General features: G+C 61.5%; 33 protein-coding genes. 30 read left to right on the top strand and 3 right to left on the bottom strand.

Features of this window, described 5'->3' with window-relative positions; genetic code table 11:
- The first annotated feature begins 90 nt into the window (after nt 1-90).
- From rpsJ to mutS, 30 genes are all read left to right on the top strand, one after another.
- Complete coding sequence (gene rpsJ, locus PLJ71_14710; GenBank protein HQM49937.1) at nt 91-402, top strand: 30S ribosomal protein S10; 312 nt, start codon at nt 91-93, stop codon at nt 400-402.
- Nucleotides 403-466: 64 nt separating this feature from the next.
- Nucleotides 467-1,102, top strand: coding sequence for a 50S ribosomal protein L3 (gene rplC / locus PLJ71_14715; GenBank protein HQM49938.1), 636 nt, complete (start codon nt 467-469; stop codon nt 1,100-1,102).
- A 2-nt stretch (nt 1,103-1,104) separates the two neighbouring features.
- A complete protein-coding gene (gene rplD / locus PLJ71_14720) occupies nt 1,105-1,731 on the top strand; it encodes a 50S ribosomal protein L4 (GenBank protein ID HQM49939.1) in 627 nt (208 codons plus the stop codon).
- On the top strand, nt 1,728-2,012 hold the full coding sequence (gene rplW, locus PLJ71_14725) for a 50S ribosomal protein L23 (GenBank protein HQM49940.1): 285 nt from the start codon (nt 1,728-1,730) through the stop codon (nt 2,010-2,012). Before rplD ends, rplW begins: the two co-directional genes overlap by 4 nt.
- 15 nt (nt 2,013-2,027) lie before the next feature.
- Nucleotides 2,028-2,855: a 50S ribosomal protein L2 gene (gene rplB / locus PLJ71_14730; GenBank protein HQM49941.1), complete on the top strand. Its 828-nt coding sequence runs from the start codon at nt 2,028-2,030 to the stop codon at nt 2,853-2,855.
- A 26-nt stretch (nt 2,856-2,881) separates the two neighbouring features.
- Nucleotides 2,882-3,157 carry a 30S ribosomal protein S19 gene (rpsS, locus tag PLJ71_14735; GenBank protein HQM49942.1) on the top strand — a complete coding sequence of 92 codons (276 nt, stop codon included), beginning with the start codon at nt 2,882-2,884 and terminating at the stop codon, nt 3,155-3,157.
- Nucleotides 3,157-3,507: a 50S ribosomal protein L22 gene (rplV, locus tag PLJ71_14740; GenBank protein HQM49943.1), complete on the top strand. Its 351-nt coding sequence runs from the start codon at nt 3,157-3,159 to the stop codon at nt 3,505-3,507. Before rpsS ends, rplV begins: the two co-directional genes overlap by 1 nt.
- Before the next feature lie 45 nt (nt 3,508-3,552).
- Complete coding sequence (rpsC, locus tag PLJ71_14745; GenBank protein ID HQM49944.1) at nt 3,553-4,272, top strand: 30S ribosomal protein S3; 720 nt, start codon at nt 3,553-3,555, stop codon at nt 4,270-4,272.
- Nucleotides 4,273-4,308: 36 nt separating this feature from the next.
- Entirely contained in the window at nt 4,309-4,716 is a 408-nt protein-coding gene (gene rplP, locus PLJ71_14750; GenBank protein HQM49945.1) for a 50S ribosomal protein L16, read from the top strand.
- Nucleotides 4,717-4,750: 34 nt separating this feature from the next.
- The gene (rpmC, locus tag PLJ71_14755; GenBank protein ID HQM49946.1) at nt 4,751-4,969 is read left to right on the top strand and encodes a 50S ribosomal protein L29; all 219 of its coding nucleotides are present in this window, start codon (nt 4,751-4,753) and stop codon (nt 4,967-4,969) included.
- Between the two features lie 2 nt (nt 4,970-4,971).
- Nucleotides 4,972-5,229 carry a 30S ribosomal protein S17 gene (gene rpsQ, locus PLJ71_14760; GenBank protein HQM49947.1) on the top strand — a complete coding sequence of 86 codons (258 nt, stop codon included), beginning with the start codon at nt 4,972-4,974 and terminating at the stop codon, nt 5,227-5,229.
- A 23-nt stretch (nt 5,230-5,252) separates the two neighbouring features.
- Entirely contained in the window at nt 5,253-5,621 is a 369-nt protein-coding gene (rplN, locus tag PLJ71_14765) for a 50S ribosomal protein L14 (protein ID HQM49948.1), read from the top strand.
- Nucleotides 5,622-5,671: 50 nt separating this feature from the next.
- Nucleotides 5,672-5,986, top strand: coding sequence for a 50S ribosomal protein L24 (gene rplX, locus PLJ71_14770; protein HQM49949.1), 315 nt, complete (start codon nt 5,672-5,674; stop codon nt 5,984-5,986).
- Nucleotides 5,987-6,038: 52 nt separating this feature from the next.
- Entirely contained in the window at nt 6,039-6,584 is a 546-nt protein-coding gene (rplE, locus tag PLJ71_14775; protein ID HQM49950.1) for a 50S ribosomal protein L5, read from the top strand.
- A 48-nt stretch (nt 6,585-6,632) separates the two neighbouring features.
- Nucleotides 6,633-6,818, top strand: coding sequence for a type Z 30S ribosomal protein S14 (locus tag PLJ71_14780; protein HQM49951.1), 186 nt, complete (start codon nt 6,633-6,635; stop codon nt 6,816-6,818).
- A 17-nt stretch (nt 6,819-6,835) separates the two neighbouring features.
- On the top strand, nt 6,836-7,234 hold the full coding sequence (rpsH, locus tag PLJ71_14785) for a 30S ribosomal protein S8 (protein ID HQM49952.1): 399 nt from the start codon (nt 6,836-6,838) through the stop codon (nt 7,232-7,234).
- A 69-nt stretch (nt 7,235-7,303) separates the two neighbouring features.
- Complete coding sequence (rplF, locus tag PLJ71_14790; GenBank protein HQM49953.1) at nt 7,304-7,843, top strand: 50S ribosomal protein L6; 540 nt, start codon at nt 7,304-7,306, stop codon at nt 7,841-7,843.
- 26 nt (nt 7,844-7,869) lie between these two features.
- Entirely contained in the window at nt 7,870-8,223 is a 354-nt protein-coding gene (gene rplR / locus PLJ71_14795) for a 50S ribosomal protein L18 (GenBank protein HQM49954.1), read from the top strand.
- A gap of 83 nt (nt 8,224-8,306) precedes the next feature.
- On the top strand, nt 8,307-8,771 hold the full coding sequence (gene rpsE / locus PLJ71_14800) for a 30S ribosomal protein S5 (protein HQM49955.1): 465 nt from the start codon (nt 8,307-8,309) through the stop codon (nt 8,769-8,771).
- Between the two features lie 66 nt (nt 8,772-8,837).
- Nucleotides 8,838-9,350, top strand: coding sequence for a 50S ribosomal protein L15 (gene rplO, locus PLJ71_14805; protein ID HQM49956.1), 513 nt, complete (start codon nt 8,838-8,840; stop codon nt 9,348-9,350).
- Between the two features lie 3 nt (nt 9,351-9,353).
- Complete coding sequence (gene secY, locus PLJ71_14810) at nt 9,354-10,682, top strand: preprotein translocase subunit SecY (protein ID HQM49957.1); 1,329 nt, start codon at nt 9,354-9,356, stop codon at nt 10,680-10,682.
- Between the two features lie 30 nt (nt 10,683-10,712).
- Complete coding sequence (locus PLJ71_14815) at nt 10,713-11,384, top strand: adenylate kinase (protein ID HQM49958.1); 672 nt, start codon at nt 10,713-10,715, stop codon at nt 11,382-11,384.
- 3 nt (nt 11,385-11,387) lie between these two features.
- Complete coding sequence (map, locus tag PLJ71_14820; GenBank protein HQM49959.1) at nt 11,388-12,158, top strand: type I methionyl aminopeptidase; 771 nt, start codon at nt 11,388-11,390, stop codon at nt 12,156-12,158.
- A gap of 21 nt (nt 12,159-12,179) precedes the next feature.
- Nucleotides 12,180-12,398 (top strand): translation initiation factor IF-1, encoded by a 219-nt coding sequence (gene infA, locus PLJ71_14825; protein HQM49960.1) that lies wholly within the window; start codon nt 12,180-12,182, stop codon nt 12,396-12,398.
- Nucleotides 12,399-12,447: 49 nt separating this feature from the next.
- Entirely contained in the window at nt 12,448-12,561 is a 114-nt protein-coding gene (gene rpmJ / locus PLJ71_14830) for a 50S ribosomal protein L36 (GenBank protein HQM49961.1), read from the top strand.
- A gap of 32 nt (nt 12,562-12,593) precedes the next feature.
- A complete protein-coding gene (gene rpsM / locus PLJ71_14835) occupies nt 12,594-12,959 on the top strand; it encodes a 30S ribosomal protein S13 (protein HQM49962.1) in 366 nt (121 codons plus the stop codon).
- 84 nt (nt 12,960-13,043) lie between these two features.
- Entirely contained in the window at nt 13,044-13,376 is a 333-nt protein-coding gene (gene rpsK / locus PLJ71_14840; protein ID HQM49963.1) for a 30S ribosomal protein S11, read from the top strand.
- Nucleotides 13,377-13,460: 84 nt separating this feature from the next.
- Nucleotides 13,461-14,465 carry a DNA-directed RNA polymerase subunit alpha gene (locus PLJ71_14845; protein HQM49964.1) on the top strand — a complete coding sequence of 335 codons (1,005 nt, stop codon included), beginning with the start codon at nt 13,461-13,463 and terminating at the stop codon, nt 14,463-14,465.
- 86 nt (nt 14,466-14,551) lie between these two features.
- Nucleotides 14,552-14,929, top strand: coding sequence for a 50S ribosomal protein L17 (gene rplQ, locus PLJ71_14850; GenBank protein HQM49965.1), 378 nt, complete (start codon nt 14,552-14,554; stop codon nt 14,927-14,929).
- Between the two features lie 135 nt (nt 14,930-15,064).
- Nucleotides 15,065-17,704, top strand: coding sequence for a DNA mismatch repair protein MutS (gene mutS, locus PLJ71_14855; protein ID HQM49966.1), 2,640 nt, complete (start codon nt 15,065-15,067; stop codon nt 17,702-17,704).
- Between the two features lie 85 nt (nt 17,705-17,789).
- Here mutS and PLJ71_14860 read toward each other — a convergent pair whose 3' ends face one another.
- The 3 genes from PLJ71_14860 to PLJ71_14870 all read right to left on the bottom strand — a co-directional run bounded on the left by PLJ71_14860 (nt 17,790) and on the right by PLJ71_14870 (nt 22,903).
- A complete protein-coding gene (locus tag PLJ71_14860; protein ID HQM49967.1) occupies nt 17,790-19,247 on the bottom strand; it encodes a twin-arginine translocation signal domain-containing protein in 1,458 nt (485 codons plus the stop codon).
- 828 nt (nt 19,248-20,075) lie between these two features.
- Nucleotides 20,076-20,819 carry a 2-phosphosulfolactate phosphatase gene (locus tag PLJ71_14865; protein ID HQM49968.1) on the bottom strand — a complete coding sequence of 248 codons (744 nt, stop codon included), beginning with the start codon at nt 20,817-20,819 and terminating at the stop codon, nt 20,076-20,078.
- Between the two features lie 2 nt (nt 20,820-20,821).
- Complete coding sequence (locus tag PLJ71_14870) at nt 20,822-22,903, bottom strand: alpha-galactosidase (GenBank protein ID HQM49969.1); 2,082 nt, start codon at nt 22,901-22,903, stop codon at nt 20,822-20,824.
- Nucleotides 22,904-23,247: the final 344 nt, after the last annotated feature.

Raw genomic sequence — 23,247 nt, forward strand, 5'->3', positions numbered from 1 at the left:
CGCGAGGGCGGCCGGACCGTTGGCGCGGGCGTGGTTACCAAGATTGTCAAGTAACGAGTATTAACCAGGATATGGAGCCGTAGTCCGGCAATGGCAGAAACGCAAAAAATCCGAATCAAATTACGGGCATACGATCACCGGTTGCTTGATCAATCGACCGAAGAGATCGTGTCGGCGGCGAAGCGCACGGGCGCTGGCATCAATGGGCCCATCCCGCTGCCGACGGCAATTTCGAAGTACACGGTCAACCGTTCGCCTCACGTGGACAAGAAGTCCCGGGAACAGTTCGAGGTTCGCACGCATAAGCGGCTTTTGGACATTGTGAACCCGACGGCGCAGACGGTTGATGCGTTGATGCGGTTGGATTTGCCGGCTGGGGTGGACGTCGAGATCAAGCAGTAGCGGATGCAGCAGGATGGGCGCCCGGGGTTGTATGGACCCTGACCCCTATGAGGATAGAGAGACCATGGTAAGCGCATTGCTGGGAAAGAAGCTCGGGATGACCCGGATCTTCACCGATGACGGGCACTGGGTTCCCGTAACGGTGTTGCAGGCAGGGCCGGCGACCGTCATGCAAGTAAAGACCAAGGAGCGTGACGGATATGAAGCGGCGCAGCTTGGGTTTGACGATGCCAAGACACGGCTGTTGAACAAGCCCGCGCTCGGCCATCAGGCGAAGGCCGGCGAGTCGGTCAAAAGGCAGCTGCGTGAGGTGGCCATTGCGCCTGGCGGGCAGCTGAAGCAAGGCGACGAGATCCGTGTTGACATCTTCGCTGCAGGCGATCTTGTAGACATTGCCGGTACAACGAAGGGCAAAGGTTTCGCGGGCGTTCACAAGCGTCACCATTTCAAGGGTGGGCCCGCGACGCACGGCTCGAATTTCCACCGGGCTCCGGGTTCTATCGGTCAGAGCGCGGACCCGTCCAAGGTGGTAAAGGGCAAGCGGCTGCCAGGCCGGATGGGCGGCGTACGGTGTACGGTCCAGAACCTGGAAGTCGTGAGAGTGGACCTCGAGAAGAATCTGTTGATAGTTCGCGGCGCTGTTCCCGGCGCGAACGGCGCGTACGTTGAAATCAAGAAGTGTTTGAAAGGAACCAAGTAGCAATGGCAGCGGCGAAAGTATTCGAGGCGGATGGCCGCGAGGCGGGGTCGGTGGACCTCAGCGACGCTGTGTTTGATGTGCCTGCCAACCCGACGCTGATCAAGGATGTGGCGGTTTCGCTGCGAAATGCCCAGCGGCAAGGCAATGCGGAGACGAAGGTTCGCCGGGAAGTGAGTGGCGGAGGCGCGAAGCCCTATCGCCAGAAAGGCACGGGGCATGCGCGCCACGGTAGTAATCGTGAGCCGCAGATGCGCGGTGGCGGCACGGTGTTTGGCCCTCAGAAGCGGAGTTATCGCCAGAAGGTGACGGCCGCGTCTCGAAACAAGGCGCTGTGCTGCGTTCTGAGCGACCGTGTACGCACAAACGCGCTGTGTGTGTTGCGCGAACTCCAGTGCGATGCGCCAAAGACGAAGCCGCTTGTGGAACTGCTTTCGCGGCTGCGTCCGAGTGAGGAGCGCACGCTGCTGGTGACGGCGGAGGCGAGCAGGCCGGTCATGTTGTCGGCGCGCAATATCCCGCGGGTGGCCATTCGGACCGCGGCGGATGTGAATGCCCTGGATGTACTGGAAGCGAAACGCATCGTCCTGGTGTATGACGCCGTGGCGAAGCTTGAGGAGCGCCTGTCATGAGCCGGAACCCGCATGATATCGTCAAGGCGCCGGTGATCACAGAGGAGTCGACGATCCAGAGCGAAACGCGGAATCAATATGCGTTTCGCGTCGATCCCCGGGCCAATAAGGCAGAGATTCGCGACGCCGTCGAGCGTTTGTTCAACGTGAAAGTGTTGTCGGTCAATACGAGTAATTACGCGGGCAAGCGCCGCCGCCGTGGCCTGCAGTACGGCCGGACAGCCCATTGGAAGAAAGCCATCGTGACGTTGCACGAGGGCGATTCCATCGACCTGATTTAGAGGGAGTAAGCAGGCATGCCGTTACGCAGATTCAAACCAGTGACGCCGGGGCGGCGCTATATGAGCGTGTCCGATTTTGCGGACATCACGAAGAAGAAGCCGGAAAAGCCGCTGACGTCGCCGCTTCCGGGCAAAGCGGGCCGGAACGTGCACGGCCATGTGACCATGCGGCGCCGGGGCGGTGGGCACAAGCGCCAGTACCGTGAGATCGATTTTCGCCGTGAGAAAGAGGGCATCGCGGGCAAGGTGGTGGCCATTGAGTACGACCCGAACCGGTCGGCGCGGATCGCTCTCGTGAGCTATGTGGACGGCGAGAAGCGGTACATTTTGTGCCCGTCGGGGCTCGAGGTGGGCATGGTCATAGACAGCGGCCCAGAGGCGGAGCTCCAGGTTGGAAACTGCCTGCCTCTGTCGCGTATGCCGCTCGGGACGACAGTCCACAACGTTGAGATGGCGCCGGGCCGGGGCGGGAAGATCGCGCGGTCGGCGGGTAATGCGTGCCAGTTGATTGCGCGTGAAGGGCGTTATGCCGCGTTGCGGCTGCCCTCGGGCGAGGTGCGCCGGGTATTGTCGGAATGCCGCGCGACGGTTGGCAGCGTAGGCAATGAAGAGCATCAGAACATCAGTATAGGCAAGGCGGGCCGCAGTCGTTGGCTCGGCCACCGGCCGAAGGTGCGCGGCGTCGTGATGAACCCGGTGGACCATCCTCACGGCGGCGGCGAGGGCCGCACGTCGGGTGGGCGGCATCCGGTGACGCCCTGGGGCAAGCCCACCAAAGGGTACAAGACGCGCAAGAAGAGCAAACGGTCGAACATGTACATCATTCGCCGCCGGAAGAAGTAGGACAGCAACGCCGAGGAGACAGTACTGTGCCACGCTCAGTAAAGAAAGGCCCGTTCGTGGATGATCACCTGATGAAGAAGGTGGAAAAGCAGATGGGCACGAAGGATAAGCGGGTAATCCGGACGTGGTCGCGCCGTTCGACCGTTACGCCGGATATGGTCGGGATGACCATCGCCGTTCATAACGGCCAGAAGTTTGTGCCCGTATTCATCACGGAGAATTCGGTAGGCCACAAGCTGGGTGAATTCGCGCCTACCCGGACATTCCGGGCACATTCCGGTACGAAAGAGGGAGGTAAGTGATGGCGGAGGCGATTGCACGCGCCCGGTTCGTCAGGATGGCGCCGCGCAAGATTCGCCTGGTTGCCGACATGATCCGCGGCAAGAAGGTCGAAGAAGCGCGTGATACGTTGGCCTTTACGGTCAAGGGGGCCGCTCCTCTGTTGGCCAAGCTGCTGGATTCGGCCGTGGCCAACGCCGAGAGCAAGGCGGCGGAGAAGCGTCAGCGCGTTGATACGGACGCGATGGTGGTTACGAAGGTTTTGGTGGACGGCGGGCCGTCGATGAAGCGCTTGTATTTCATGCCGCGCGGTCGCGCGGGGCGCGTTCGGAAGCGGATGAGCCATATCGAATTGGTGATAAGCGATTCGTGACAGTGATAGCCTCCGTTGCGGAGGCCGTACGATGAGGAGAGGACCGTGGGTCAGAAAGTACATCCGTTGGGCTTTCGGCTGGGTGTGATACGCACCTGGAGTTCGGTCTGGTATGCAGACAAGGAATATGCGGACCTGCTGCACGAGGACCTGAAGCTGCGCGAGTACATCAAGAAGCGTCTGTACAACACCGGTGTGGCGCGAATCGACATCGAGCGGGCCGGCCGGAAGGCCAAGGTGCATATTCACACGGCCCGGCCTGGCCTGGTTATCGGTCCTCGAGGCACCGAGGTGGACAAGCTGCGTTTCGAGCTGGAGCGGCTTACGGGGCGCGAGCTTCTTATCAACATTCACGAGGTGTTCAGCCCCGAGTTGAGCGGGCAGCTGGTGGCGGAAGCGGTGGCTTCGCAGCTCGAACGCCGCGTGTCTTTCCGCCGCGCGATGAAGAAGACGATTCAAAGCACCATGCGGCTGGGCGCTCAAGGCATTCGGTTGCGTGTTTCGGGCCGTCTTAACGGGGCCGAAATCGCCCGTTCCGAAGAGACGCGCGCGGGCAGTGTGCCGCTTCACACCTTGCGCGCCAATGTGGATTATGGTTTTGCGACGAGTTACACGACGTACGGAACGATCGGCGTCAAGTGTTGGCTCTACCACGGCGACGTGGAGCGCGGTGAACGGGTGTCCGGATTGCCGGAAGCGCGGCCGATGACGGGCCGCCGTGAAGGACGCGGGCGCGGCGGCGCGGAGAAGGGTCAGCGCCGGTAGGCCCTAACGGAAGACAGTTCCAGGAGAATACGAGCGATGTTGATGCCGAAACGAGTCAAGCACCGCAAAGTGCAGCGGGGCCGCCGGTGCGGGGCCTCGAAGGGCAGTACAAAGGTGGACTTCGGCGAATACGGTTTGAAAGCGGTACAGGACGGATGGGTGACCGCGCGGCAGATCGAGGCGGCCCGTATTGCGTTGACGCGCGCGGTTCGCCGCGGCGGCAAGATATGGATACGCGTTTTCCCCGACAAGCCCGTTACGAAGAAGCCGGCCGAGGTGCGCATGGGTAAAGGAAAAGGCGCCCCCGAGGAATGGGTGGCGGTTGTGAAACCGGGCCGGGTTATGTTCGAGCTGGAGGGCATTCCGGAACCGCTGGCACGGGAAGCTGTACGGTTGGCAGGCCGCAAACTTCCCATTCAAACGAAGTTTGTGGCGCGGGCGTAAAGGCGCGTGGCGCGCCTCCGCATGGAGAAATACGGTGAAGGCATCTGAAATTCGTGAACTGACGGATGAGGAGTTGCGGCATCGGCTGCGCGAGCGCACGGACGCTCTGTGGGCATTTCGTATGCAGCAGGTCACGGGTGCGGTGGACAACGTGCGCGGCGCCCGGAATGCGCGGCGGGATATCGCCCGGCTTAAGACCATCATCCGCGAACGGGAGCTTGCGAAGGCAAAGCAGGCAAAAGAGGCTAAATGACCATGGCGGAACGGGGTCAGACAAAGATACGCGTGGGCGTGGTAACAAGCAACGCGATGGACAAGACGGTGACGGTGGCTGTGGAGCGCACTGTGCCGCATGCCCTGTACAAGAAAGCGGTCAAGCGCACGAAGAAATTCAAGGCGCATGACAAGGACAACTCCTGTCACGTGGGCGACGTGGTCCGCATTGCGGAAACGCGCCCGTTGAGCAAGACCAAGCGTTGGCGCGTGACGGAAATCGTGCGCCGCGCCGACTGAGCGGTAATTGAGGAAGCGTCGTCATGATACAGATTTACACTAACCTGGACGTTGCGGATAACACCGGTGCGCGGCGCATTCGGTGCATGCAGGTGATGGGCGGCACCCGGCGCCGGTACGCCCATTTGGGCGACATTATCACGGCCACGGTCAAAGAAGCGCTGCCGAATTCCAACGTGAAGAAGGGCGATGTGGTCAAAGCGGTGGTGGTTCGCACCAGGCAAGACACGCAACGGCCGGACGGGACGGTGATCCGTTTCGATTCGAACGCGGCGGTATTGATCAACCCGAACAAGGAGCCCCAGGGGACGCGCATCTTCGGTCCCGTGCCGCGCGAGCTTCGCGAAAAGGGGTTTATGCGCATTGTGTCGCTGGCGCCGGAAGTCGTGTGAGGATGGTCCTGCGGACAGCGGGCCGGTTAACGGTTTGAGGAAGACGGGCAATGTACATTCATAAAGGCGATACGGTGGTTGTGATCACTGGCAGCTATAAAGGCAGCCGGGGGCGCGTGTTGCGCGTGTTTCCGAAGCGCAACCGCGTTACGGTCGAGGGTGTGAACCTGATCAAGCGTCATACCCGGCCTTCGCACCGGAATCAGCAGGGCGGCATTGTGGAGCGCGAGGCGCCGATTGACATCTCGAACGTGCTTCCGTGGTGCGAGTCGGCGGGACGCCCGTCGCGCGTGGGCATCAAGCATCTCGAAGACGGCTCGCGCGTGCGGTATTACAAGGTGAACGGTGAGACGTTAAACGACTAGCTGGTGCGATCCGCACGTATGAGGCGGACGCTCCGGCGGATGGAGAACAGCCGTGGCGGCTAGATTGAGAGAATATTATCGCGAGACGGTTCGCGGCGCGTTGATGCAGGAACTTGGCCGTAAGAACGTGATGAACGTGCCGAAGCTGGAGAAGATCGTCGTGAACGTCGGAGTGGGCGATTCACAGACGGAACCGCGGTATTTGGAGGAGGCGATGGATTGGCTCGCGCTCATCACGGGCCAGAAGGGCAGTATCCGTACAGCCCGGCGCTCCATCGCGGGCTTCAAGGTGCGCGAGGGCGCGAAGATCGCCTGCACGGTGACGCTTCGGGGCAACCGCATGTATGAGTTCCTGGACCGGCTGTTGAACATCGCGATTCCCCGTATCCGCGACTTTCGCGGGCTTTCGCCGAAGAGTTTTGACAAGCAGGGCAATTACACGCTGGGTTTGCGGGAGCAGACGATTTTCCCGGAACTCGACGTTGACAGCATCAGCCGCGTGCGCGGCATGAACATAACGTTTGTGATTAGCAATTCGAATAGCGCCGACGACAGCCACGCTTTGTTGCGGAAATTCGGGATGCCCTTCCGCGGCTGAAGCCGGGTGGACTGTGCGATGAAACGGTAAAGGATCAAGGAGGTAACCGTGGCCAAGAAATCAATGATCGCCAAGGCCAAACGCGCGCCGAAATTCAAGGTGCGGGCCTATCACCGGTGCCGCGTGTGCGGGCGTCCGCGAAGCTATATGCGCAAATTTGCGTTGTGCCGCATTTGTTTCCGCAATTTGGCGTTGGAAGGTCAACTGCCCGGCGTGACCAAGTCGAGCTGGTAAGGGAGAGAGACGAAACCATGTCGATGAACGATCCGATTGCCGACCTGTTGACGCGTATTCGCAATGCCTTGGGCGCAAAGCACGACGTGGTCGATATTCCCGCGTCCGCTCTCAAAGAGCAGATCTGTGAGGTATTGAAGCGGGAGGGATACATCGAGGACTTCAACAGGGTAGATGATGGTCTTCAGGGCATTTTGCATGTTACGCTGCGTTATTTGCCCAGCGGAGAGCCTGTCTTGAAGGGTCTTCGCCGGGTGAGCAAGCCGAGTCTTCGCGTGCGCGCCCGCTGCAACGAGATCAAACCCGTGCGCAGCGGCCTGGGCATCACAATCCTGACGACGTCTTCGGGCGTGATGACCAGCAAGCAGGCGCGCGAGGCACGCGTAGGTGGCGAGGTACTGTGCGAGGTCTGGTAGCGAGGGCCCGCGGAACAGTAGAACGAGCATAAACCGGCGAAAGGGCCGGAGACGAAAGGAACGAGAGTCGTGTCACGAGTAGGGAAACTGCCCGTTGCGATCCCGGACGGGGTGAAGGTGGAGGTGTCCGCCAGGCGCATCCATGTCGCGGGCCCGAAAGGAACGCTGGAGCACTTTATTCATCCGGACGTGAGCGTGGCGCTCGAGAACAACCAGATCGTGGTATCCCGGTCGAGCGACAATCCGGAAGTTCGTTCGCTTCACGGCCTGACGCGGGCGCTTATTTACAATCTTGTGGTTGGCGTCACGCAGGGTTACCAGCGGGTGCTTCAGATCGAGGGCGTGGGGTATCGCGCCTCCATGCAGGGCAAGAGCCTGAACCTGGCAGTGGGGCACAGCCACCCCGTAGTGGTAGAGCCTCCGGCGGGCATTGCCTTCGAGGTGGAAGGCACGCAGACGATCAAGGTGAGTGGTATCGATAAGCAATTGGTCGGGCAGGTCGCGGCGAACATTCGCGCGTGGCGGAAGCCCGAGCCGTACCAGGGCAAAGGGATTCGCTACCGCGATGAGCGCATCCGCCGTAAGGTCGGCAAGGCGGGTGCCGGCTGATTGGCCGCACCTGGGAGCAAGGAATCATGGCGAAGACAAGAGAGAAGATGCGTTTGCGGGAGCGCCGCAGGTTGCGCGTGCGCCAGCGTGTCAATGGAACCGCCGAGCAGCCGCGGCTGTGCGTGTTTCGTTCCACCAAACACATATACGCCCAGATTATTGATGACAGTGCCGGCAGGACGCTGGCGTCGGCCTCTTCCGTGTCGGCCAAGGTGCCGGGCGGCAACATCGAGGGAGCAAAGGCCGTGGGCAAGGCGATTGCCGAGAAAGCCAAAGCCGCTTCGATCACCAGAGTGTGTTTTGACCGGGGAGGCAATCTGTTTCACGGCCGCGTAAAGGCGCTTGCCGATGCGGCCCGGGAAGCGGGACTTGAATTTTAGGAGAAAAGGACTTGAGCACCGTGCACGAAAAACGAGACTCCAGAGCGGACCGGTCTTCTCGCGACGAGGGGGAGCAGAATTTCATCGAGCAGGTCGTCAAGATCTACCGTGTCGCGAAGGTGGTGAAAGGCGGACGCCGTTTCAAGTTCAGCGCGATCGTCGTCGTGGGCGACGGCGAGGGGCACGTGGGCGCGGCGCTGGGGAAGGCGACGGAAGTGCCCGAAGCCATCCGTAAAGCCATCGAAAAGGCGAAGCGCGAGATGGTGTCGGTGCCGATCGTGAGCACGACGATCCCCCACGAAGTGATAGGCAGGTCTGGCGCGGCGGAGGTCTTGATGAAGCCGGCCTCGCTCGGCACGGGCGTAATCGCCGGCGGACCGGTGCGCGCGGTCGTTGAAGCCGCGGGGTACCGTAACATCTTGACCAAGTCGCTGGGGTCGAATAATGCCACGAATGTGGTTTGGGCGACCTTGGACGGTTTGCGGCAACTGGAAACGATCGAGACGGTCGGGAAACGGCGCGGTCTCGACGTGACAGATATCCTGTAAGAGTTGAGTAAGGGCACGGCGCGGCCGACCGCCGCGCAAGGAATTCGCAGCCAGGGATGAACGAAAATGGATCTTAGTACGCTGACACAGACGCCCGGCGCAAGAAAGAAGCGCAAGCGAGTCGGGCGGGGCCCGAGTTCGGGCCACGGGAAGACGTCGGGCAAGGGCCATAAAGGGCAGAATGCGCGCTCGGGGTCGTCTCGTCCCCGGGGATTTGAGGGCGGCCAGATGCCGATCAACCGGCGTTTGCCGAAGCGCGGTTTTTATCATGAAGATCGCTTCGCGATGGCGGTAGTGAACGTGGCTGCGCTCGAGAAGTTCTTCGAAGCGGGCGCGGAAGTTACGCCTGCTGCGCTGGTCAAGGCCGGTTTGGTGCGCGCGTCGAGAGGCGGCGTCAAGGTTTTGGGCGACGGCGAACTTACGAAGAAACTCAGCGTGAAGGTTAATGCGGTGAGCGAGTCGGCCCGCGAGAAGATCGAGGCGGCGGGCGGCAGTGTGGAATTGTACGCAGTGCCCGATAGCCGCGCGAACACTCGCCGCGGCGCCGGCCGCAAGACCAACGCGTCAACGGAGGGTTAATAAGTGTCTCAGCCCGTAGAAGCCTTCCGGAATGCGCTCAAGATTCCCGAGCTGAAGAGCCGCATTATCTTCACGCTCATCATGCTTGCCGTGTACCGATTGGGAGCACACGTGCCGACGCCGGGCGTGGACGGCGGCGCGTTGAGCAAAGCGATGGGTTCGGGCGGTCTCTTGAGTTTTTACGACATGTTTTCGGGCGGCGCGTTCAGCAATGCGACCGTGTTTGCACTGGGGATCATGCCGTATATCAGCGCTTCGATCATCATCCAGCTGCTGACGGCGGTGTGGGCGCCGTTGGAGCGCTTGGCCAAAGAGGGCGCTGAAGGGCAGAAGAAGATTACCGAGTACACGCGGTATGGCACGGTCGGGCTGTGCGTGGTGCAATCGATTTTTGTGGCGGCGTATCTGGTGAAACTGAACAGCCCCGGGCTTACAATCGTGCCGAACCCGAGCCTCTTTTTCTACGTGCTGTGCATCGTTTCGTTTACCACGGGCACGGCGTTCATCATGTGGCTGGGTGAGCAGATCAGCGAACATGGGGTGGGCAACGGGATTTCGCTCATCATTTTCGTGAGTATTGTTTCGCGCATGCCCACGGCGGTGTACAGCCTGTATCTCCAGCTGAAGAATGACGATTTGACGATGTTTGAAGGCCTTATGCTGATCGCGGTGATGGTGCTGGTCGTCGCGGGCGTGATATTGGTGACGACGGGCCAGCGGCGCATCCCGGTGCAGTACCCGCGCCAGGTCAAGGGCCGCCGCGTGACGTCGGGCGGCCGCAATTATCTGCCCCTGCGGGTGAACCAGGCGGGCGTGATCCCGATCATCTTCGCCAGCTCGATTCTGATGCTCCCGAGCATGGTGGCGAGCGCGGTGAAATCGCCGGCGGTCGAGGCGTTTTTCAGCACGTGGTTTACGTACGACGGCCTGCTGTACAATCTCATTTACGCGGGGTTGATCATCTTCTTCTGCTTCTTCTATACGGCGATCACGTTTAACCCCGTCGAGATAGCGGAGAATCTGAAGAAATACGGCGGAGTCGTGATGGGTGTCCGTCCGGGCAAGGCGACGGCCGAGTATTTGAACCGGGTGATGACGCGCATCACCCTGGTGGGCGCTTTCTTCCTTGCGGGTGTTGCGTTGCTGCCCAAATTCGTAAACAGCGGCTTGAACGTTCAGGATTTTACCGTTTCGCAGTTTTTTGGCGGCACCAGCCTGCTGATCCTGGTGGGTGTCGCGTTGGATACGGTGCGCCAGGTGGAACAGCACCTGATTATGCGCAACTACGACGGGTTCATGAAGAGTGGACGGAAAACGCCGGGCCGGCGGTAATGCGCTGGCGGGCGGACTGGAACGGTACGCATGGGACTTCGCATCGTAATGTTAGGGGCTCCGGGCGTGGGCAAAGGGACGCAGGCGGTCCGTATTGCCCAGCGCTTGGCGGCGCCTCACATTTCGACCGGCGACATTTTTCGTGCGCACTTGAGAGAGGGTACCGACTTGGGCAAGCACGTTCAGCGGTATCTTGTTGCTGGACAGTTAGTGCCCGATGAGTTAACGTGCACCATCGTGGCAGACCGGCTTCAGGCGGAAGATTGCCGCAGCGGGTATGTGCTGGACGGGTTTCCCCGGTCAGTGCCTCAGGCCGAGGCTTTGACCAAGATGCTGGACGAGCGCGGCGACCGTCTTGACATGGCAATCAATATTGAGGTGCCCGACGAGGAGATCGTCGAGCGCTTGGCGGCACGGAGGTTTTGCCCCAAGTGCGGAAAGATCTTCAACCTGAAGTCCAGTCCCTCGGCGAATGGCGGCCGGTGCGACGCGCCCGGTTGCGACGGAAAGCTGGAACAACGTTCCGATGATGAGGAACAGACCATCCGTGAACGGTTGCGTGTGTATCACGAAACGACGGAGCCGATCATCGGGTACTATGCCAGCCAGGAGATTCTGCGTACGGTTCCTGCCTCGGAGGCCGGTCCGGACGCTGTTTTTGCGAAAGTTGAACAACTGATTGAGACTGCGGGAGCCGCGTAGCCGGTGATTGCGATTCGTGATGAACGCGAAATCGGGATTCTGCGCGCCGCGAATGGCATTGTCTCGGATACGCTGGTCGCCTTGGCCGAGAACGTCAGGCCCGGGGTAACGACGCGGGAACTGGATAGGCTCGCGGAAGAGCGCATTCGGGCCGCGGGAGCGGCGCCTTCGTTTCTGGGCTACCGCGGTTACCCGAACAGCACGTGCATCTCGGTCGAGGACGTGATCGTTCATGGGATTCCGGGTGACCGCGTGCTGCGCGAAGGGCAGATTGTCAGCATAGACGTGGGCGCCTATTACCGGGGGTACCACGGAGACGCTGCCCTGACGGTGGCGTGCGGTTCGGTGGACGAGCTGCGCCAGCGGCTGATGGATGCGACGGACCGGGCGTTGTCGGCAGGTATTCTGGCCGCCCGGGCAGGCAATTACCTGGTGGATGTGTCACGGGCTGTTCAGCAGGTTTGCGAGCGTGCGGGCTTTAGCGTGGTCCGTGATTTTGTTGGCCACGGAATCGGACGCGAGATGCACGAGGAGCCGCAGGTGCCCAATTTTGACACCGGGTCGCGCGGGCCTCTTTTGCGCGCCGGCATGGTGTTGGCCATCGAACCGATGGTCAACGCCGGCAAGCCAGGCGTCAAGGTATTGCGCGACGGCTGGACGGCGGTGACGGTGGATGGGATGCCCAGTGCGCATTTTGAACATAGTATTGTGGTGCGCGACGGGGCCCCGGAGATTTTGTCGGCGACACCGCGCCTGATTTGGGGTCAGCGGTGAGGGAGCATATCCCGTACCGTCATGTCGGACGACGCAGGAAAAGGGGTGGCCGGAACGGTCACGGAAGCGCTGCCGAGCGGCGTGTTCCGGGTTGAACTGGACACCAAGCAGGTTGTGCTGGCCCATATAGCTGGCAAGGACAGTATGCGCTTCGTGCGGGTGCTGCCCGGCGACAGGGTGAAAGTCGTGCTTTCGCCTTACGACCATGGCCGGGGGCGGATCGTCGAGCGCTTTCGATAGGTGCGATGCCCGGAAGGGGCAGCGCATGACTCCTAAAGGGAGACGGCGAATGAAGGTTCGTAGTTCAGTAAAGAAGATTTGTGAGAAGTGCAAGATTATCCGGCGTCATGGCCGGGTGCGGGTCATTTGTGAAAATCCGCGCCACAAACAGCGTCAGGGATAACGGTAACCCACCGGACAAGGAGAAGGGGTAACATGGCACGAGTAGTCGGCGTCGATTTGCCGCGCGAAAAACGCGTCGAGGCAGGACTCACCTATATATACGGCATCGGACCCACGCGGTCCAAGAAGATCCTGGCCGAAACGAACATCAACCCCGACACGCGGGTGCGGGACTTGACGGACGACGAGGCCAGCCGCCTTTCGACGGCTATCCAGGCCAAGTACAAGGTCGAGGGCGACTTGCGTCGCGAGGTGTCCGCGAATATCAAGCGGTTGATGGATATTAATTCCTATCGAGGTATCCGGCACAAGCGCGGTTTGCCGGTGCGGGGGCAGCGCACGCATACCAATGCCCGCACGCGCAAGGGCAAGAAGGGCGCCGCCATTAAGAAGAAATAATGAAGGAGGACGCGTCAGGTGGCCACTGATAAACGGAAGAGCAAGGGTAAGAAGCGGCGTACCACGTTGAATGTGACGTCGGGTATGGCGCACATTCAGGCGACATTCAACAATACCATCGTTTCCATCACGGACAATCAGGGGAACGTGGTTTCCTGGTCCAGCGCGGGTCAGGTTGGTTTCTCGGGGTCGCGCAAGAGCACGTCGTTTGCGGCGCAGGTGGCCGCGGAAGCCGCCGCCCGCGGGGCGCTCGAGGCGGGCCTCCGGGAGGTCCGTGTGCAGGTGAACGGTCCGGGCGCGGGGCGGGAATCCGCCATTCGCGCGATTCAGGCCGCGGGGTTGAATATCACGCTTATTCGGGATGTGACCCCCATCCCGCACAACGGCTGTCGGCCCCCGAAGCGCCGGCGTGTGTAGGGCGCATCCGGAATGCCGGGTGCATTGCCTGGAATACGGAAGTAACTGCAGGAAACTGACCTCATTGCCGGGAGGCGAAAGCGCATGATTGCAAAAGACTTTGTTACACCAAAGTTCGTGAAGGCTGAAGAAGGCGCGTCGAAGCACTATGCGCGTTTTAACGTGGAGCCGTTCGAGCGGGGCTATGGCACGACGGTGGGGAATTCCCTGCGCCGCGTGTTACTGGCTTCGTTGGAAGGCTCCGCGGTGACCGCGATCCGCATTGAGGGGATCCATCACGAATTCTCGGCCATTCCGGGCGTCACCGAAGACGCGACGGACGTGGTCTTGAACTTCAAGAAGTGCCATTTGCGCCTGAACCGGGAAGAGCCCATCATTTTCTCGTTCAAACACAAGGGCAGCGGCGTTGTTACGGCCGCCGAGGTGTTCCAGAAACACGATGTCGAGGTATTCAACCCGGACCTGGTGGTTTTCACGTCCACGTCGGATTCGACCGAGGTCGAAATGGAGATCAAGGTGGCCCGCGGGCGCGGGTATGTGACAGCCGAGAATTTTGAACTTGAACATGCGCCTCTGGGCACCATTTATCTGGATGCCAATTTCTCGCCGGTCACGCGTGTCAACTTCCTGGTGGAAGACGCGCGCGTCGGCCAGCGCACGGACTACGACCGGCTGATCCTCGAGATTTGGACGAATGGGTCTATCACGCCCGAGAAGGCGTTGGAAGAAGCGTCGAACCTGCTCATCGAGCATCTCAAGATCTTCGTGCAGCAGCCGCAGGAGGAAGTGCACGAAACGGGGGCGGCCGGAGCGGAAGATCCCGAGTTGGCGCGCAAACTGGGGCGTCCTGTCGAGGAACTCGAGCTGAGCGTGCGCGCGGCCAATTGTCTGAAGGCTGCTGGCATCCGGACGATCGGCGATCTGGTGAAGCGCACGGAAGCCGAGATGCTTCGTTTCCACAACTTCGGCAAGAAATCGCTGGATGAAATACGCGGCATCCTTGATTCGATGGATTTGCAATTGGGGATGGGAAGCGAAGAAGATAGTGAAGCGGATAAAGGAAGCAGGCAGACGAGCAAAACTACCTGACGGGGCGCCGTTTCAGGTACAATCGGGAATCGGCGGGAGCGCGGAGCGCCCCAAGGAACATTTCAAGAGGAATAGGAATCGTAATCATGAGGCATCGTAAAGCAGGTAGACGGCTCAGTCGCAGCATGTCGCACCGCAAAGCTACCGTAAAGAATATGGCCGTGGCCCTCTTTACTCACAACGCGATTGAAACCACGCTGGCGAAGTCCAAGGAACTGCGCGGTTTTGCCGAGCCGTTGATCACCATGGCCAAGAAGGATACCGTTTACAACCGGCGTCGCGCTTTCGCGGCGCTGCGCGACAAGGGGGCGGTCAGCCGCTTGTTCAATGAGATTGGGCCGGCGTTCGCGGAACGTCCGGGTGGCTACACCCGCATCCTGCGCTTGGGGAACCGTCTTGGCGATGCCTCTTCCATGGCGCGCATCGAACTGGTTGGCCTCGGTGAGTACGAGGAGGAAGAATAAGCGCGTCGGTGGTCTTTCTACGCACAGGAGCCGGTTCGAATGACCGCTCCTGTGCGTTTTGCTTGTTGGAGAGGGGGAAGGGGCAACCTCGAGCGAAGTTCGCCCCACCCTCGGGCCTTGGTATAATCGCGCCGTATGGCTAAGCAATGGAAATCCCTGGGCGATATCTCGGAGCGAGACCTGACGCCCATGCTGCGTCAGTATCTGGACGCCAAGGCCGAAACGGGCGACTCCCTTTTGTTCTTCCGGATGGGCGACTTCTACGAGCTTTTCTTCGAGGACGCCATCGAGGCGTCGGAACTGCTCGGGTTGACCCTTACCTCGCGCGACGGGGCGGAGAAAGACGTCCGCGTTCCCATGGCCGGGGTGCCGGTTCGCGCCGTTGACGGCTATCTTGCCCGGGCCATCCAGGCGGGCCGCACGGTCACGATCTGCGACCAGATTGAAGATCCGCGGCAAGCCAAAGGGGTGGTGAAACGGGCGGTGACGCGTACCGTCACGCCGGGCACGGTTCTCGAACCCGAACTCCTCGATGCCGCGTCCAACAATTACCTCGGAGCTGTCGTGTTCGGGGGGACCGCCGCGGGGTTGGCGCTGGCCGACGTGTCCACGGGCGAACTCCTTGTGGCGCAGTTGGACGACGCTCCCGCGAAATCGCTCGCAGACGAATTCATGCGTATGGCGCCGGTCGAGGTGCTCTTCCCGGAAGGCGACGAGCATGCGCTGCTGGGGGAATTGCGGGCCCGATTCGACCAGGTGCGGTTCACGAAATGTCCCCGAGACGATTTTGACGCGAAGTATGCGCGTGAACTACTCCTCGACCAGTTTGGTTTGAGCACGTTGAAAGGGCTGGAACTCGAGGATGCGCCCGAGGCCACGGCATGCGCCGGCGCGATTTTGTCCTACCTTCGGGCAACGCAGCGCGACGCCGTTCCGCACATGCGTCTACCCCGCCGGTACAGCCCCTCGAGCTTTGTCGTGATGGACGGCAATACCCAGCGCAACCTCGAGTTGGTCGAGTCGCTGCGCGACAAATCGCGCCGGGGAACCCTTATCGCCACGCTGGATTGCACGCGGACAAGCATGGGCGGCCGCAAGCTGCGCCATTGGATACTCCATCCCCTGCTGGATGCCGAGCCCATTCGCGCGCGGCTCGACGCGGTCGAGGCGCTGTTCAATGACACGGCGCTCCGGCTGCGGCTTGGGGAGACGCTGAAGGGAGTGGCCGATCTCGAGCGGCTTCTGGGAAGGCTGACCTCGCGCAGCGGCAACGCGCGGGACGTGAAAGCCCTGGGCGAATCGCTGGCCCGGCTCCCGGATATTCGGGGCGCCATAGCCGATTGTGAAATGCCGTTGCTCCGGGAGATTCATGGCGGAATTGACGAATTGCGCGATGTGGCGCAGGCGATCGCCGGCGCGATCGTTGACGAGCCCCCCTTGGCGCTCAATGAAGGCCGGCTCATCAAAGATGGGCATAATGCCGAACTCGATCGCATCCGGGAGCTCGTGCGCGGCGGGCGCGACTGGATCGCGGGCCTCCAGCGGCAGGAGATCGAGCGCACTGGGATCCCGAACCTTAAGGTAGGGTACAACAAGGTATTCGGCTATTACATCGAGGTTTCGCATGCGAATACCGCCAAGGTCCCCGAGACCTATCAGCGCAAACAGACGCTGGTCAACGCCGAGCGCTACATCACCCCCGAGCTGAAGTCGCGTGAAGAGGAAATTGTCAATGCCCAGGAACGCATGAATGAGCTCGAGTACGAGCTGTTCTGCGGTTTGCGCGACGATGTCTGCCGCCAGGCGGGCCGGATCCAGGCGACAGCGGATGCCGTAGCGACTCTGGACGCGTTGTTGTCGCTGGCGGATACGGCTGTGGCGAAGAATTACTGCAAACCCGTGATTGACGATTCGGACCGCATCGTGGTGCGGGATGGCCGGCATCCCGTGGTCGAGGACCTCATGCCGCAGGGGAAGTTCGTGCCCAACGACACGCTGTTGGATCCCGCGGAGGCGTTTCTCCAGATCGTGACGGGGCCCAACATGGCGGGGAAATCGACCTACCTCCGGCAGGTGGCCCTCATAACGCTCATGGCGCAGATGGGCAGCTTTGTGCCCGCCGCGGAAGCGCATATCGGCGTCGTGGACCGCATCTTCACGCGCGTGGGCGCCAGCGACAACCTGGTACGCGGCGAAAGCACGTTCATGGTCGAGATGATCGAAAGCGCGGCGATACTGAATTCAGCGACCCCGCGCAGCTTCATTGTTCTGGACGAAATCGGTCGTGGCACGAGCACCTTTGACGGCATCAGCATTGCGTGGTCCGTGGCCGAATATATCCACGGCAAGATCCGCGCGAAAACGCTGTTCGCCACGCACTATCACGAACTCACGGAACTCGCTTCCAAGCTGGACCGCATCAAGAACCTGAACGTTGCCGTGCGCGAATGGTCGGGCAAAGTGATTTTCCTGTACCGCATTGTCGAAGGCGGCGCCGACCACAGCTACGGCATCCAGGTTGCGAAACTGGCTGGCCTTCCCAAGACCGTTATTGATCGCGCGCACGAAATCCTGGCCGCCCTCGAATCCGGCAGCACCGCCAACATCGGTTTGCCGCAGCAGTTGCAGCTCTTTGCCCCCGTGTGCGCCGCGCCGAAACCGAGCGAAGTCGAGCAGGAACTCCGGCGGGTCAATCCCGACGAACTCAGCCCCCGCGAAGCCCAGGAACTGCTCTATCACTTAAAGAACCTGGCCGACCGCAGCGCCAAAGAATAACCGTTGGCAGCTCATGCGGGGGCCAATAGCGGGTTGGCGGGCTGCAACCCGAGTCGGCGGTCTCCAGAAGCGCCTCGAAGTCGAATCAGGACACGACAGGGATGTTGTACAACTGACAAAAGGCGCGAACGGAACGCCCGTGATCGCCGCAGAAGATGACTTGGTGCATGCCCTTGACATCGCATACGTCGGCCACTTCGTTAATGGTCATTGCGATGTTGGTGCGGCATCCGCCCGCCGGCGGCATGGCGGGACAATCCACCACGTCTCCGGTGTAAAGCAACACCTCCGGCTTCTCGCCCGTCAGGTACTGTAGAAGAGTGACTTTCTGACCTTTCTCGAACAATACCCGCGGCACGCATCCCCACCCGGCTTCAGCGTGACTGCGGAGGATGTATGGGCGCTGCGGGCTGTTGGGTCCGAGCATTCTCGACGGGCAGGTGCAATGCGCGCCGAAGTACAGATTGCGCGCAGTATCCATCGCGGCGTTCTGCTGGAACCCCGGAAGGCCGAACAGAGATTGGACCAGCATGAGGGACAACGTTGCGTTGATGTCGGACTGGCATCCGGCGGGGATGCCTTCGTCGCGCAGGCTCATGAACGCCATGCAGGGCGGCACATGCTTACGCGGGTGCCGCAGCCCCGGCAGGCAATCCATCATCATCGCGTCGGCCCCCTCGGCCTCGATGACGCGTTTCAGAGCGAAGTAGCACCGCGCCGCATCGCGGATATCGTTCTGGCTGGGTTCGACGATCTCTTTTGCGTGTCTGCGGTAACTATCGGCGAGCCGTTTGACCTCGGGCGTGAGTTCCGTGCTCGCATACTCCGAATAAAACCGTTCGTGGGGAATGGTGCGGATGCGCGTTTTCAAGTGCGGCTCGAGGGCTTCGCTCGTATCTTCGCCCCGGATGTCAATCAACAAGCTGTCTCGCATCGCCCGTGCCGCCCGCACCATGCGCATCCCGTCTTTGACCGCATCGAAATCGTCCGAGGAGCTGATCATATACACGCCCGGTTTGCGGTGCATCGGCCGAATGTGGTCCACAAGCAGAACACCCACCGTCGCCACTGCGATCGAGGGTACCCCCGTTTCGTCGATGATGCGCGTCACGTGCCTCCAATGGCTCTTCTTGAACGCGGTCAGGAGCAGGCCGTCGGGCGGCTCTTGTTTGACGTTCGCGATGAACGCGGAAACGCTCGCTTCCTCGTCAAGCGGAACCGCATCGATGTCCACGCGCATGCCCAGTTCGCGGGCGATGGACTCGACCTGCTGCGTGTGGGTGCGTTGCCGCCCCTCGGCATCGAATGAAGCGCCTGGCCAGCTGTAGTACCCTTCCTGGCGGAGCTTCTCGGTCGGGGGATAGAGGAACGCGGCCCGGATGCGCGCTTCACCCTTCTGGCGCGGTTGGACGGGCGCGCCGCCGGTCTGCTGTGCGGCAGCCAGTTTCGCCCCGAGCGTGGCGCCCGCCGTTGCGGTTCCCACGGCCTGCAGGAACGTGCGCCGCGAGAGATCGACATGGTATCCCGAACAGCATTCGTGCATGATTACCGCCCCTCCTCGTGATGCCTGTGTTTCAGTAAACCCATGCTTTGCAACCCCGGATTTACTATAGTCCCGCCGCTTCGAAGCGTCAAGAACCCGAATCTCCCGGAGCGCCGGGTAAGCGCCGCCCAAACGAGCTACGGTGCCATGCGATTCGCGGGTCCCGACCGGTCGGGATTCTTCGGCGCCAACGCCGCGAGACGTGCGCACAGGCTAGGGTTTTCCCCTCTTGCGCGCGAATGGTGCGAGACGTGCGCACAGGCTAGGGCTTTCCCCTCTTGCGCGCGAGGGGCGGCGGCACGGGATCTCCGGAGCGCCGAAGGCGTGAAACGTGCATGCAGGTTACGGTTTTCTCGTCTTCAGCGCCGAAGGCGCGTCACATACCAGCCTGGCCTGAAGGGCCAGGGTCAGGGTTCAAAACGAGAAAGAGGGCTGAAGGCCCGAAACATATTGGGGATTGAACGGCCGCGCGACGTGACGTGCCGGGCCTTCAGCCCGGTGTCTTTTTTGGGGGGGCGGTTTCCTTGGCCTTCAGCCAAGGCTGGTATGTGACGCGCCTTCGGCGCTCAAGAGGAGACAACGGTATCGCAGGGGGTATATTTCACGCCGTTGGCATTGACGAGGAGACAGCGGCATCGTAGAGGGTATATTCCGCGCCGTTGGCGTTGACGAGGAGACAGCGGTATCGTAGGGGGTATGTTTCGCGCCGTTGGCGCTGAACCGGGACACGTGCGCGGTGGTCTCATTTGACTGATGGGTGTGTCGAAATCAAACCCGCTACCCCAAATGCCAACGTGTTTGCATTGACGAGTCCGCGCAATGTAGTTCTCATGGAGCGGCGTTTTGCAGGATTACACCGAAGCGGTGCCGTTTGACGGCCTTGGGCACGGCGGCCGTAAGGTCCATTTGCGCGCAGTAAGAGATGTCGGCTTCGAGGCCCACGCGGCGCAGTTTTTCGGCGTGAGGCGCGCTTTGAAACAGGGCCTCGAGCCCTTCAGCCTCGATACGTTTCCGCCAGGCATCGAACGCGGCGGCGCCCTGGCCAATTGCATGTCCTGAACGCATCGCGACCGCCGCAGCCGCGGTCCAGTCCTCCTGCGCGTTGAAGAAGGGGTCGGACACCAGTCCGGCGGGAATGAGCACGACGTCTTTTTCATGGCTTGCGGCGGCGCGGACGACGGCAGCGGCGTTCACGGTCGAGCCCATATACGCGGCCTCGGCGCCCCAGCAGTCCAGCAGCCGGCCCGCGCCAGTTGTGGTGGTGAAGATGACCCGGCGGCCGCGCGCCGCCTCGACCGTTCGCGGACTGTTCCCGAAGTCGAACCCTTCCGGCGGCAGCCCGCCGCGCTCACCGTAGAGAAGGGCGCCGCTGAAACCGGGGCGTGCGGCGTGGGCGTCGGATACTTCGCGGACGGCCAGGATCTCCGTGGCTCCGGCGTCGAACAACATCGCGGCGGTGGCGCTGGCGCGGAGGGCATCGACCACGACGGCCACAAGGCCGCGCTCCCGGGCATAGGCGCACCCCGCGGCGCCTTCGATGATATGCCACCGGATATGCGGCACAGGCGGCATTGCTAACCTTCCTTCCGGTAGGTGAGGAGTGCGGCCCCAGGTGCGGCGGGGATCGATACAGGAGCGCCGCCGGACATGAGTTCCGCGCCGGTGAGTGTGACGGTTGCGGCCGTGTCGCGGTCAATGAGGCGATAGCGGTCGTTCGGGTCGAGTCCGTGGAGCGGATAGGTCTGAGTCTCGTCTTTGCACTCCGGTCTGCGGAATGCCTGAAGCATCCCTTCGCCAATGTCGGGCCGGTCGAATTGCCAGGCGACCCACTGAGCATGTTCGATGCTGTACGGAGTGAGCGGATAGAAATCGCCGAAGAGGTACGGCCGGACCGACACGTATTCCTGCAGGAGTTTGCGGAGCAGGTCGATGTCTATGGTGGACCATCGGCCGGCGAGGTTGGCGACCGGCGTCATCGGCCACCCGACCAACATGGCCGGACAGTACGCGCTGCGAAACGCATAGGGGTTCAGACTCGAAACGGGCGCCGCACCGCCGCACAGGGGGAGCCAGTGGAACAGGCCATAGTTGAATCCCTGGTTCGACACGGGGTCAAAATCGCCCGAGGCCTGGCAGTCGCTGCGCCACAGAACGATGCTGCGGCGGATGGTCTCGATGTCGATCTTTCGCCCGCCTTCGGCGCAATTGTCGATGAGAAGGCCGGGATGCCTCCCCAGCAGCGCGTCCCAGAAGTCGTAGAACCCTTCGATGTACTTGGTGCGGTTCATGCCTTGGCGGTCGGGGTCTCTATCTTCGGGCCAGAGGTTACCGCCGTCTTGCCGGAAGACGTCGACGCCGAAATCGCCGACAACCTGGCTGAAATGCGCGATCATCCAGTTGTTGACGTCGGGTTTGCCATGGTCGAGGCCGTAAAAGACCATGCCTCCATAGTCTTTGTGAGTGAACGGTTCGCCGAGCCACTCGGGACGCTCCTTGCCAATGCCCACGGCGGGGTGAACGCTGCCCGGCACCATCCAGAGAAGGAACTTCATGCCTCGGCTGTGCGCGGCCTCGGCAAGCGGCTTCATCCCGTTCGGGAAGAGGTCTTTGTTGGGCGTCTGGTGCGACTGATGGGCCTCCCATCCCTGGCTCATATCGGTCCAGCCGGCGTCGACCCAATAGCACTCCATGGGCAGATTGTGGCCGTTCCACCAGGCGATTTCTTCGAGGTGCCGTTCGGCGTTCATCCACGAGCCCCAGTTGGCATCGGCAAGCAGCCCGGTGAACGGTTTTCCGCCGGGCGTGGGCGAATAATAGTCGAGGAGAAGCCGCCGCCACAGATTATGGGCGCGCAGGCGGCCCTCCTGCCAGAACAGCATTACGATGCGCGCGGTGCGAATGTGTTCTCCCGGCATCAACTTTGCGCGTATGGGTTCCGTGCCGGCCTGGAGCGCGAGTTCGTTTGGGGCCGTTTGTTCGAAGCGGGCCTCCCACGGAGCGCTCCATCCCAGCGCGAACAGAATGCCGCTATCGGCGGTTTCGACGTTGAAGAAGGGCATGGCTTCGACGGAAGGGAGGCCGCCGCGGTCGCCTCCTCTGCCGTGCGAGTTGAGGGCGAGACTCCCGCCGGGAGCAAGTGTGTCCGCCAACGGTGCGAAATCGGTGTAGGCGCAGTCGCTGCCCCTCGCATGGTGTATGACGGCGGCCGCTCCGGCGCCGATTGGCACGCTCACGTCAAGCGCGCGCACGTTTTCGAGAATGGGCGTATCGGCCGAACCAGCGTTCTGAAACGATACCAGCCAGTCGATGGCGGGATAGTTGGCGTAGCTGACGGCCTCGCAATGCACCTGAAACCCGGCGGCGTTCGACCAGACAAGACGGCGGACTTGGCGCCCCTCGAGGATCTCCTGGGTATGTTCGAGTCTCCAATCAGCGAGAAGTTCGGGGGAACCGGCGCCGCCGTACGTGAACGAGAACGGAGGGCGCGGTTCCGCGGAGTCGAACCATCGTTCGAGCCACGCGCGGGCCTCGGCCATCTCCGCGTCCGTTGCGAGCCGGGAATGGGGTACCGGAAATGGGACGGAATTCTCCGCGTTGGCCGATGGCGTTGCGGCGATTATGAGAGCCGAAAACGCGAAACATCGTAAGAAAGCCATATGTGCCTGTCTCCCTGCCTTTGCTGGTTGCGCCACCCTACGGTGCTGGTCCGGCATCTGTCAAGAGATAAAGAGGACAGAAGCGGCCAAAGGGGCGAAGAGAGGGCAAAGGATCCGCCGACGAAGTCCTGGAGCTAATAATTGAATTGCGAGAGGCACGAACGAACCATGTTTCCAGCGCTGCAAGAGGCGGTAGATAATGGGCCAGCGCGTCACGCGGCCAGGCGTGACGCGCTGGGAACCGACGCCTCCCTAACCCCAAATCGTAAAAAGACAGTTGAGGAGACCATCGGGCACGACATCCCTGGATTTCCGACCGCGTTTCGATTCATTTTCAGATTTCT

This window comes from Candidatus Hydrogenedentota bacterium (genome assembly GCA_035416745.1).
Classification (GTDB): domain Bacteria; phylum Hydrogenedentota; class Hydrogenedentia; order Hydrogenedentales; family SLHB01; genus UBA2224.

Bases quoted from the DNA above. Each gene is read 5' to 3' on its own strand.
- rpsJ (HQM49937.1), top strand. From the start codon at position 91: ATGGCAGAAACGCAAAAAATCCGAATCAAATTACGGGCATACGATCAC.
- rplC (HQM49938.1), top strand. From the start codon at position 467: ATGGTAAGCGCATTGCTGGGAAAGAAGCTCGGGATGACCCGGATCTTC.
- rplD (HQM49939.1), top strand. From the start codon at position 1,105: ATGGCAGCGGCGAAAGTATTCGAGGCGGATGGCCGCGAGGCGGGGTCG.
- rplW (HQM49940.1), top strand. From the start codon at position 1,728: ATGAGCCGGAACCCGCATGATATCGTCAAGGCGCCGGTGATCACAGAG.
- rplB (HQM49941.1), top strand. From the start codon at position 2,028: ATGCCGTTACGCAGATTCAAACCAGTGACGCCGGGGCGGCGCTATATG.
- rplV (HQM49943.1), top strand. From the start codon at position 3,157: ATGGCGGAGGCGATTGCACGCGCCCGGTTCGTCAGGATGGCGCCGCGC.
- rplP (HQM49945.1), top strand. From the start codon at position 4,309: ATGTTGATGCCGAAACGAGTCAAGCACCGCAAAGTGCAGCGGGGCCGC.
- rpsQ (HQM49947.1), top strand. From the start codon at position 4,972: ATGGCGGAACGGGGTCAGACAAAGATACGCGTGGGCGTGGTAACAAGC.
- rplN (HQM49948.1), top strand. From the start codon at position 5,253: ATGATACAGATTTACACTAACCTGGACGTTGCGGATAACACCGGTGCG.
- rplX (HQM49949.1), top strand. From the start codon at position 5,672: ATGTACATTCATAAAGGCGATACGGTGGTTGTGATCACTGGCAGCTAT.
- rpsH (HQM49952.1), top strand. From the start codon at position 6,836: ATGTCGATGAACGATCCGATTGCCGACCTGTTGACGCGTATTCGCAAT.
- rplR (HQM49954.1), top strand. From the start codon at position 7,870: ATGGCGAAGACAAGAGAGAAGATGCGTTTGCGGGAGCGCCGCAGGTTG.
- rplO (HQM49956.1), top strand. From the start codon at position 8,838: ATGGATCTTAGTACGCTGACACAGACGCCCGGCGCAAGAAAGAAGCGC.
- PLJ71_14815 (HQM49958.1), top strand. From the start codon at position 10,713: ATGGGACTTCGCATCGTAATGTTAGGGGCTCCGGGCGTGGGCAAAGGG.
- infA (HQM49960.1), top strand. From the start codon at position 12,180: ATGTCGGACGACGCAGGAAAAGGGGTGGCCGGAACGGTCACGGAAGCG.
- rpmJ (HQM49961.1), top strand. From the start codon at position 12,448: ATGAAGGTTCGTAGTTCAGTAAAGAAGATTTGTGAGAAGTGCAAGATT.
- rpsM (HQM49962.1), top strand. From the start codon at position 12,594: ATGGCACGAGTAGTCGGCGTCGATTTGCCGCGCGAAAAACGCGTCGAG.
- rpsK (HQM49963.1), top strand. From the start codon at position 13,044: ATGGCGCACATTCAGGCGACATTCAACAATACCATCGTTTCCATCACG.
- PLJ71_14845 (HQM49964.1), top strand. From the start codon at position 13,461: ATGATTGCAAAAGACTTTGTTACACCAAAGTTCGTGAAGGCTGAAGAA.
- rplQ (HQM49965.1), top strand. From the start codon at position 14,552: ATGAGGCATCGTAAAGCAGGTAGACGGCTCAGTCGCAGCATGTCGCAC.
- mutS (HQM49966.1), top strand. From the start codon at position 15,065: ATGGCTAAGCAATGGAAATCCCTGGGCGATATCTCGGAGCGAGACCTG.
- PLJ71_14860 (HQM49967.1), bottom strand. From the start codon at position 19,247: ATGCACGAATGCTGTTCGGGATACCATGTCGATCTCTCGCGGCGCACG.
- PLJ71_14865 (HQM49968.1), bottom strand. From the start codon at position 20,819: ATGCCGCCTGTGCCGCATATCCGGTGGCATATCATCGAAGGCGCCGCG.
- PLJ71_14870 (HQM49969.1), bottom strand. From the start codon at position 22,903: ATGGCTTTCTTACGATGTTTCGCGTTTTCGGCTCTCATAATCGCCGCA.